Source organism: Stenotrophomonas sp. PS02301, assembly GCF_029959485.1.
GTDB lineage: Bacteria > Pseudomonadota > Gammaproteobacteria > Xanthomonadales > Xanthomonadaceae > Stenotrophomonas > Stenotrophomonas maltophilia_Z.
This window is the reverse complement of sequence record NZ_JASCOO010000003.1, coordinates 107,784-115,905: the sequence shown is the minus strand read 5'-3', so window position 1 is coordinate 115,905 and position 8,122 is coordinate 107,784. Positions and strand designations below refer to the sequence as shown.

Here is an 8,122-nt window from a genome sequence, read left to right as displayed (position 1 = left end):
CCGTTGGGCAAACTCACGGAGGCGGCAGCCGCCACCTGGCGGATGCCGGGGGACATTTGCCGAACGGCCCGCCAGCCGCGGCGGGGCTCGGCTACCGGAACCGAGGCGCCGAGCCGCGCGCTACGCTGCTTTCGCCAGCCGCATGAACTCCGCCGCATCCACCGGCCGCCCGAGGTGGTACCCCTGCAGCTGATCGCAGCCCATGTCGCTCAGGTACTGGCGTTGGCCGGCGGTCTCCACGCCCTCGGCGACGATCTGCAGCTGCAGCGAGCGGCCCAGCGCGATGATCGAGGAGACGATGGCGGCATCTTCAGCGTTGTCTTCCAGATCGTGCACGAAGGCGCGATCGATCTTCAGCTCGGTGGCCGGCATGCGCTTGAGGTAGAGCAGGCTGGAGTAGCCGGTGCCGAAGTCATCGATGGAGATGTTCACGCCCATCGCGGTCAGTCCATGCAGGATCAGCAGGCTCGCTTCCACATCGCGCATCGCAGTGGTTTCGGTCACCTCCAGCGTCAGCCGCTTCGGGTCCAGCCCGTGTTTCTCCAGCGTGCGGCGCACGGTCTCCAGCAGCGTGCTCGAGCCGAACTGCAGCGGCGACAGGTTCACCGCCATCGTCCAGTCCGGATGCCCGGCATCGTGCCAGTGGCGCAGCTGCGCGCAGGCCCGGTCGAGCACCCAGTCGCCGATGGACAGGATCAGCCCGCTGCGCTCGGCGATCGGGATGAACGCATCCGGCGACAGCAGGCCCAGTTCGGGGTGCTGCCAGCGCACCAGCGCCTCGGCCCCGATCAGCGCGTTGCCGTTGGCCTGGAACTTGGGCTGGTAGTGCAGCACCAGCTCGCTGCGGCTGACCGCCTTGCGCAGCTCCTGCAGCAGCTTCAGCTGGCGGTTGGCGCTGACGTTGAGTGACTGGGTAAAGAAGGTATAACCGTTCCGGCCCGAATCCTTGGTGTGGTACATGGCCGCATCGGCGTGGGCCATCAGATCGCGCTCGGTGGTGGCATCGGCCGGGTACAGCGCGATGCCCAGGCTGGCGCTGACCTGCAATTCCAGCGCATCGATCTCGAACGGTTCGGCCACGCTGGCGATGATCCGTTCGGCGACCACCGCCGCGTCTTCCGGATCTTCCACCTGGAACACGATGACGAATTCGTCTCCGCCCAGCCGCGCGAACGTGTCCTGCGCACGCAGCAGCGCGGTGATCCGCTCACTGACCTGGATCAGGAGTTTGTCGCCGAGCTGGTGGCCGTAGGCATCGTTGATCGCCTTGAAACCATCGAGGTCGCAGAACATCACCGCGAAGCTGAACTGCCGGCGTTGTGCCTTCTCGATGGCCTGCTCGATCCGGTCCTGCAGCAGCATGCGGTTGGGCAGCTGGGTCAGCGGGTCGTGCAGGGCCGCCTGCATCAGCTTCTCGTTGGCCTGCGCCAGCGAATCGGCGAGCAGGCCGGTGCGGGTACGCATCTGGCGATCGAACACCGAGGCGATCAGCGCGATGCCCAGCGTGGCCAGTGTCGTCACGATCACCAGTACGGCCAGCCATTTGGTATCGATGCCCTGGCCGTAGGCCGCGCCGCACAGCGCGCCCTCGGGGAAGTTGGCTGCGGCCATGCCGGTGTAGTGCATGCCGACGATGGCCAGGCCCATCACCAGCGAGGCCAGCCCGCGCAGCAGGAACGGCCGGCGCTGCTCCAGGCGCAGCCGGAAGGCGATCCACAGCGCCGCACCGGCCGCGCCGATCGCGATCAGGATCGAGGCGGCAAACCACACTGGGTCGTAGTCGATGCCCGGCTGCATCTCCAGCGCGGCCATGCCCAGGTAGTGCATGGCCGCGATGCCCAGCCCCATCAGCACCGCGCCCGCGCACAGTCGCGACCACGGCAGCTGCGCACGCGAGACCAGCCACAGCGCATACGCCGAGGCGCCGACCGACACCGCCAGCGAGTACAGGGTGATGGCCAGGTCATAGCCGACCGGGATCGGCAGGTGGAAGGCGAGCATGCCGATGAAGTGCATCGACCAGATGCCCAGGCCCATCGCACCGGCGCCACCGGCCAGCCACCAGCGGGCGACCCGGCCGCGGGTACTGGCCAGGCGACCGGCCATGTCCAGCGCGGTGTACGAGGCGAGGATGGCGACCAGCAGCGAGAACACGACAAGACTCTGGCTGTAGGTGCCGGTCATGGAGAAGCCTGGAAAAGGTTGAAGGAGGGCAGTGGCCCGCCGGAGTATCGGCATCGCGGCCGGAATCTTGAGCAGGGGCGCTCGGCGTCTCGGTTGCTGCGACGCGGCTCGGCTATCCTGCCCCATCGATTCTGAAGCGGAAGTGGACATGGCCAAGCGACTCACCGCTTACGTCTGCAGTGAATGCGGCGCCGAATACAGCAAGTGGCAGGGCCAGTGCACCGAGTGCGGGGTCTGGAACACGCTCAGCGAAATCACACTGGAAAGCGCGACGCCCACCAAGTCCTCGCCGGCGTCGCGCCGTTCCGGCTGGGCCGGCAAGGTCGATGCGCCGAAGATCATGGCGCTCAAGGACGTACAGCAGACCGAGCACCTGCGGGTGAGCACGGGCATCGGCGAGTTCGACCGCGTGCTCGGCGGTGGCCTGGTCGAAGGGGCGGTGGTGCTGGTCGGTGGCGATCCGGGTATCGGCAAGTCCACCCTGCTGCTGCAGGCGGTGGCGAAGATGGCGGCCAGCTTGCCGGTGCTGTACATCACCGGTGAGGAATCGCTCTCGCAGGTCGCTGGCCGCGCGGTGCGGCTGGATCTGCCGCTGGACAACGTCAACGCGCTGGCCGAAACCCAGGTCGAGGCGATCCTGCAGCATGCCAGCGTGGCCAAGCCGCGGCTGATCGTGGCCGATTCGGTGCAGACCCTGTGGACCGAATCGCTGACCGCCGCGCCCGGCTCGGTCAGCCAGGTGCGTGAGAGCGCCGCGCGGCTGGTGCGCTTTGCCAAGGAAACCGGCACCGCGGTGTTCCTGGTCGGGCACGTGACCAAGGAAGGCGGCATCGCTGGCCCGCGCGTGCTCGAACACATGGTCGACGCGGTGCTGTACTTCGAAGGCGAGAGCGGCAGCCGTTTCCGCCTGCTGCGGGCGTTCAAGAACCGCTTCGGCGCGGTCAACGAGCTGGGCGTGTTCGCCATGGGCGAGAAGGGCCTGAAAGAGGTCTCCAATCCCTCGGCGATCTTCCTCTCCGGCGGCAGCACCCAGCAGCCGGGCAGCTGCGTGATGGTCACCCGCGAAGGCACGCGCCCGTTGCTGGTGGAAGTGCAGGCACTGGTGGATGCCTCACCGCTGTCCAACCCGCGCCGGGTGGCGGTGGGGCTGGAGCAGAACCGCCTGGCGATGCTGCTGGCGGTGCTGCACCGCCATGGCGGCGTGCTGGTGGGTGACCAGGACGTGTTCGTCAACGTGGTGGGCGGCATCCGCGTGCAGGAGACCGCCGCCGATCTGCCGGTGCTGCTGGCGGTGCTGTCCTCGCTGCAGGACCGGCCGCTGGCCGAGAAGACGATCGCCTTCGGCGAGGTGGGCCTGTCCGGCGAGATCCGCCCCGTGCCCAACGGTGAGGACCGCCTGCGCGAGGCGGCCACGCATGGCTTCAAGCGCGCGATCGTGCCCAAGGCGAACGCGCCGAAGACCGGCAGCGTGAAGGGCATGGAGGTGATCGCGGTGGAGCGGTTGTCGGAGGCGATCGACGCGCTGTGACCGGGGCCGGGCCGAGGCTCGGTTGTCGCGCCCCTGTGAGCTGAGCCCATGCTCGGCTCACCCATGACGAATGGGTCTGCGGTCAGCCAGCCTGTGCTAGTTTTCCGGGCTCGACGAAGGCGCCCTCCGGCGCTTTTCCGTGGCAAGGAGTAATCGATTACATGCAGGACCCGATGTTCAGCACCCCCGCTGCCGAAATCCGCCGCGCCGGGGTCGATCTCAATGGACTGATGACGGTGCTGGGCAAGCACCTGTATTCCACCCCGATGGTGGCGCTGCGCGAACTGGTGCAGAACGCGCACGATTCGATCATCCGTCGCCGTATCGAGCAGCCGGGCATCCCGTGTGTGTCGCGCATCGACGTGCAGGTCGATGCCGCCGCCGGCGTGCTGCGCATCACCGACACCGGTGCCGGCCTGGCCCGGCAGGAAATCCACGATTACCTGGCCACGGTCGGCGTGGGTTACACCCGGGGCCTGCGCCAGGAGGGCGAGGACAATGACGGCTTGATCGGCATGTTCGGCCTGGGGTTCCTGTCGGCCTTCGTGCTGGCGCGCCGTGTCAGCGTGCGCACCACCTCCTACCAGGCGCCGGAGCTGGGCCACCTGTACGTGTCCAGCAACGCCGAGCAGTACACCGTCAGCGACGTGCCGGCACGGGTGATCGGCACCGAGGTCGAGCTGGAGCTGCATCCGGACTTCCTGCCGCTGGCCAACGAAGCGCGCCTGCACGAGGTGCTTGGCCGCTACTGCGCGCTGCTGTCCGAACCGATTTTCATCGGCGCTGCCGCCGAGGCCATCAACCCTGAACCGCCGCCGTGGCGCGGGCAGGGTGATGTCGCGCTGCATCCCGTGCAGGCGCGTCGCCAGGCGCTGCAGTTCGCTGCCCGTTTCGAACACGATTTCGAGCCCATCGTGACGATGCCGCTGCAGTCCGATGGCAGCAGCGATGCCATCGGCATGCTCTGGGTGCAGGATGGTGCCACCTACGGCACCAGCGACAACCGCAACCTGTCGGTGTTCGTGCGCGGCATGCTGCTGGACGACGATGCACGCGACCTTTTGCCGCCGTGGGCCGGTTTCATCGGCGGGGTGATCGAGTCGTCGAAGCTGACCCCGACGGCCAGCCGCGAGGATCTGCAGCGCGATGATCACTATCGCGCCGTGCAGCACGCCCTGCTGGAAGCGCTGATCGATGGCCTGGCCGACGTCGCACGCCAGCAGCCCGAGGCCTGGCGGCGTGTGCTCAGCCGGCACAATGAAGCCCTGCTGGGCGCAGCCCTGTGCGATGAGCGCCTGTTCGACCTGCTGCTGGAACACGTGCGCGTGCCGACCTCGCAGGGTGACCTGCCGGCCAGCGCGTTGCCGGCGCGTGGCGCGGTGCATGTGATCCTCGACAACGGTGGCGGCTTCGAGGAAATGCTGTTCCGTGCGATGGGCGTGCCGGTCGCGCATGGCCATCGCTATGCAGTGGTGCCCTTCCTGCGCCGCTGGGCCCAGGCCAAGGGCCTGCGCCTGGTTGAGCTCGGTACCGAGCAGGGCAATCGCGCACTGTTCCGCACTGACCACAGCCTTGACGATGCGCAACTGGCCTGGCTGCGTGAACACCTGGGCGATGGCGAACAGCTGCTGCCGGCGCGCTTCAGCCCCGAGGCGCTGCCGGTGGTGGTGGTGCCCGACCGCGAAGCCGAGCTGAAGCAGCGCCTGGAGGACGACGAGAACGACAAGCGCGTCTCGATGGCCGCCTTGCGCCTGGCGCGCCAGTTCACCGCGCGAATCGAGGCGCGTGCGCCGTCACGGCTCTACCTCAACCTGGACAATCCAGCGGTGCAGGCATTGCTGCAGGCCCAGCGCGATGGCCACCCGCAGGCCGCCTCGGCCGCACGCCTGCTGCGCTCGCTGAAGATCATCGTGTCCGCACAGGGCCGGCCGTTGCAGCGGGCTGCGGCAACGCCGGGCCCCGATCTCAATGGTGCATTTACCGATATTGCCGGTGCCCTGCAGCAGATGCTGCGCTGAGCACCGCCCCCTCTCATCCAGCCTTCGCTAGACAGGAGCATTCCCCCCATGGATATCTGGAACTGGGTTGAAAAACTGCAGGAAGACCTGCGTCAGGCCGGGCAGGCACAGAACGCCCACCTGCTGACCCGCCTTGCCGATGACGTCAGTGAACTGCAGGTCGACCGCGTCGATGCACTGCTGCCCGAAGCGCGCGCGCTGGGCAAGGCACTCGACAATCCCTGGGTCGACGTCTATGTCGGCCATTGGGCGCTGCGCAACCGCGTCGGCAACCGCATGGAAGGTGAAAGCGCACTGGGCGAGTCGGTGGCGCTGTTCGAGCGCGCACACCGTGCCGATACCCTGGACTGCCCACAGTCGATCTGCGTCACCCAGGATCTTGCCGCCTGTTACGGCAACATCGATGGTCCGGGCTGGGTGCCCGAGCGCATCGAGGTCTGCGACGAGACGCTGGGCCGCATCGACCCAAGCTGGGCCTGCTTCCAGTGCCTGAGCTGCGAGAAGGCGGACGCGCTGCTGGACGACGGCCGCGGCCAGGACGCGCTGGAGTACCTGCAGGTGCAGGCGGCGGCGATCCAGGCGCGTGGCAAGGAGGTGTTCGACAGCTTCCCGGAAATGCAGATCAAGATCCTGCTGGCCAGCGGCCGTGCGGAGGAGGCGCTGGCACTGATCGAGCAGCGCGAGGCCGAAGTGGCTGCTGCAGGCGACTACGAGCCGGCCAACTGCACAGTGCCGCGCCGTCTGTCCAAGGCCTGGGCGCTGGCGCAGCTGGGACGTGATGAAGACGCACTGCAGCAGCTGGTGGCATGGAACGAGCTGACGCCGAACCACTGGCGGTTGTGGGCCAATACCGCCTCGACACTGTGCAGCCGGGATGGTGCACGCAATACCTGGGATCTGGGGACGCGGTTCAACACGATCATCGAGCACTTCGCCGCGGTCGGCGCGCATCGCTTGGTGATCGAGATCGCTGCATTGAGCCTGGAACTGGCCCTGCAGCGTGGTGCGCGCTGGGTGGCGCAGCGCCAGCTCGGTCTGGCCCGGACCCATCTGGCGCAGCTGCGGCAGGATCGTGGCGCTGCCGCGCTGGTGGCCGGCTTGGCCGCACGGATCGAGGCACTGCCGGAGATGGCACCGCTGCCGGTGCCCGCCGATGAACTGCTGGCATGGCTGCAAGCGCAGGGCGAACAGCACCAGTCGCGCGATCCCGAGCGTGAAGCGCAGTGGCTGCTGCAGGCGCACGCCGAGCAGCCCGACGACGACGCACTGGCCGAGGTCGCAGCCTCGGCGCTGCACGCCTGCGGCGCTACCACCGAAGCCATGGCGCTGCTGTGGGACTTCGTGCGCGGCCACGCGCAGGAAGATGGCGCGGCGGCCTACACCCTGATGCGTTGGCTGGCCGAGCAGGGCGATGATGATGGCCTGCGCAGGCTGGCCGCGACCTATCGCGACAGCGTGCCGGTGTTCGCGCACTGGTGCGAAGTACAGCGTGCACGGCGCGCGTCCGACTGGCCGGCGATGGAACAGGCCGCGCAGGCGTTGTTGGCGTTGTCGCCGGGCTCGAACGGCGCACGCCGGACGCTTGCCAGCATGTACATGGAGACCGGCCGTTTCAGCGATGCGCAGGCCTGCTACGCGCAGTTGGTGGAGACGCTGGAGGAGCCGAATGCCGCGCACTGGGACCACATGAGTGCCGCCAGCGCGGCGCGCGACTGGGATGCAGTGCGCCGCTCGGCGGCCGCGATCGGCATGGAATTGTCCAGCCAGCAGGGCGTGGTCGAAGAGCCCTGGGGCTGGGTGATCATCCGCAGCGAAGACGGCGGCGAGCCGGTGGAGTACTACGCCCGCCGCAGCGGGCCGGTGACCGCGCGCATCGTCGAGAACGCACCGGCCAACCGCGCGCAGCAGGTGGGTGACTGGGTGGTGTTCGACGCCGGCCTGGTGCACCCCGCACCAGAAGATGAAGCCGAGCGCGAGCACTTCATTCCGACCTATGCGCAGGTGCACGTGCTGGAGCGGGGTGGATTCGCCCGCAGCTGGCTGGTCGACGGCGCGCATCCGGGCGAGGCGGCATGGAACGCGCTGGTGGAAGCGGCCGAGGCGCAGGGCTGGAAGGTGTGGTCGCACAGCCGTGCGGACTACACCGTGACCGATCCGGATGCCGAAGACGGGGCGCTGCCGGGGCTGCTGTTCACGGTCGCCCAGCCGCAGGATCACGCGCCGCTGGCACTGCATCGCTTCCTGCAGCAGGCGACGGCGGAGTGGGCGCACCCACACTGCTGGCTGCGCCTGGCCGAGGCCTGCGACCAGGACCGGCAGCCGCATCTGGATGCGATCGAACGGTACGGGTTGTAGTCAGAGGATAGCGGGTGGGTGCCGACCGTTGGTCGGC

General features: G+C 68.2%; 4 protein-coding genes. 3 read left to right on the top strand and 1 reads right to left on the bottom strand.

Going from position 1 to position 8,122, the window contains the following annotated elements; genetic code table 11:
* Positions 1 to 120: 120 nt before the first annotated feature.
* On the bottom strand, positions 121 to 2,184 hold the full coding sequence (locus QMX81_RS01815; protein ID WP_121043460.1) for a bifunctional diguanylate cyclase/phosphodiesterase: 2,064 nt from the start codon (positions 2,182 to 2,184) through the stop codon (positions 121 to 123).
* Positions 2,185 to 2,332: 148 nt separating this feature from the next.
* Here QMX81_RS01815 and radA point away from each other — a divergent pair, with 148 nt between their 5' ends.
* The 3 genes from radA to QMX81_RS01800 all read left to right on the top strand — a co-directional run bounded on the left by radA (position 2,333) and on the right by QMX81_RS01800 (position 8,085).
* Positions 2,333 to 3,712: a DNA repair protein RadA gene (gene radA / locus QMX81_RS01810; protein WP_121043463.1), complete on the top strand. Its 1,380-nt coding sequence runs from the start codon at positions 2,333 to 2,335 to the stop codon at positions 3,710 to 3,712.
* Positions 3,713 to 3,873: 161 nt separating this feature from the next.
* A complete protein-coding gene (locus QMX81_RS01805) occupies positions 3,874 to 5,730 on the top strand; it encodes an ATP-binding protein (protein WP_282257844.1) in 1,857 nt (618 codons plus the stop codon).
* A gap of 48 nt (positions 5,731 to 5,778) precedes the next feature.
* Positions 5,779 to 8,085, top strand: coding sequence for a hypothetical protein (locus tag QMX81_RS01800; RefSeq protein WP_121043469.1), 2,307 nt, complete (start codon positions 5,779 to 5,781; stop codon positions 8,083 to 8,085).
* Positions 8,086 to 8,122 lie beyond the last annotated feature (37 nt).

What these genes read in the sequence shown, in the direction of transcription:
- QMX81_RS01815 (WP_121043460.1), bottom strand. Translation starts at nt 2,184, where the DNA reads ATGACCGGCACCTACAGCCAGAGTCTTGTCGTGTTCTCGCTGCTGGTC.
- radA (WP_121043463.1), top strand. Translation starts at nt 2,333, where the DNA reads ATGGCCAAGCGACTCACCGCTTACGTCTGCAGTGAATGCGGCGCCGAA.
- QMX81_RS01805 (WP_282257844.1), top strand. Translation starts at nt 3,874, where the DNA reads ATGCAGGACCCGATGTTCAGCACCCCCGCTGCCGAAATCCGCCGCGCC.
- QMX81_RS01800 (WP_121043469.1), top strand. Translation starts at nt 5,779, where the DNA reads ATGGATATCTGGAACTGGGTTGAAAAACTGCAGGAAGACCTGCGTCAG.